Source organism: Desulforhopalus vacuolatus (assembly GCF_016918505.1).
Lineage (GTDB): Bacteria > Desulfobacterota > Desulfobulbia > Desulfobulbales > Desulfocapsaceae > Desulforhopalus > Desulforhopalus vacuolatus.
On the sequence record NZ_JAFFPZ010000091.1, the window covers coordinates 1 to 925 of the forward strand.

1 pseudogene is annotated in these 925 nt (G+C 41.3%); it reads left to right on the forward strand.

The features are described from left to right. Nucleotides 1-311: 311 nt before the first annotated feature. Nucleotides 312-707: pseudogene (locus tag JWG39_RS16020) on the forward strand (transposase); the annotation flags it as partial. Between the last annotated feature and the right edge of the window lie 218 nt (nucleotides 708-925).

A 925-nucleotide genomic window follows, 5' to 3' on the forward strand; every position in this document is an offset into this window, starting at 1 on the left:
GATCATCGAGTTAGCCGGGCAAATCTTTCACCATGTCACACCACTTTCACCGTTACAAGTAAGGATGTTGGAACTCCTTGGTCTGGGACCAGAAATCTATTCCGGCCTGGAGAGTAATTCCGGATAGTTTTTCAGTTTACGCGAATGGTGAGCTATAACGTTCTAAAATAGGGGGGAGGAACGAGGGTCGGGCCAAGGTAAGTGTTTGTATTCGTGTGTAAGATGTGTTCTTTTAACTCTTATACCTGTCAATAATGCGTTTTTTAGGCTCAAAAACGTTAATATAGATCTGCATTAGAAAATAATTTCTTATGGCGAGAGCAAAACGGCATTATATTCTTGGTCAAGTATGGCATCTTACCCACAGATGCCACAAGAGGGACTTTTTACTTAAATTGAAAATGGACCGTCGGAATTGGGTCCAGTGGTTGTATGCTGCCAAAAAGCGATACGGTTTGGTAATTCTCAATTACTGTGTTACTTCCAATCATATTCATTTACTCGTTCAAGATGTAGGAAAGAGAGATGTCATACCTCGATCTCTGCAGTTGATTGCTGGAAGAACCGGGCAAGAATACAATATGAGAAAAAAGAGGAAAGGAGCTTTTTGGGAGGATCGATACCATTCAACTGCAGTGGAGACCGAACAGCACCTGCTGAGATGCCTTGTCTATATTGATTGTAACATGGTTCGTGCTGGTGTCGTTGCAGCGATTCCCGGGCACCCCTGAAACCCAGCAATAGCGTAGTTTTTAAAAAAAGTCTTCGTAAACATTTCAGAAGTTAAGGTAAAATTTTCCTTGACATATCGATGCGATTGTAATCGTCTTTTTGTAAGCAATATTAAAACCTTACAAGGAGGCTGCAATGTCCCGTCACATAAAAGAAACTATAAAAAGCCACAGACGAAAAATGGCCCAAACTG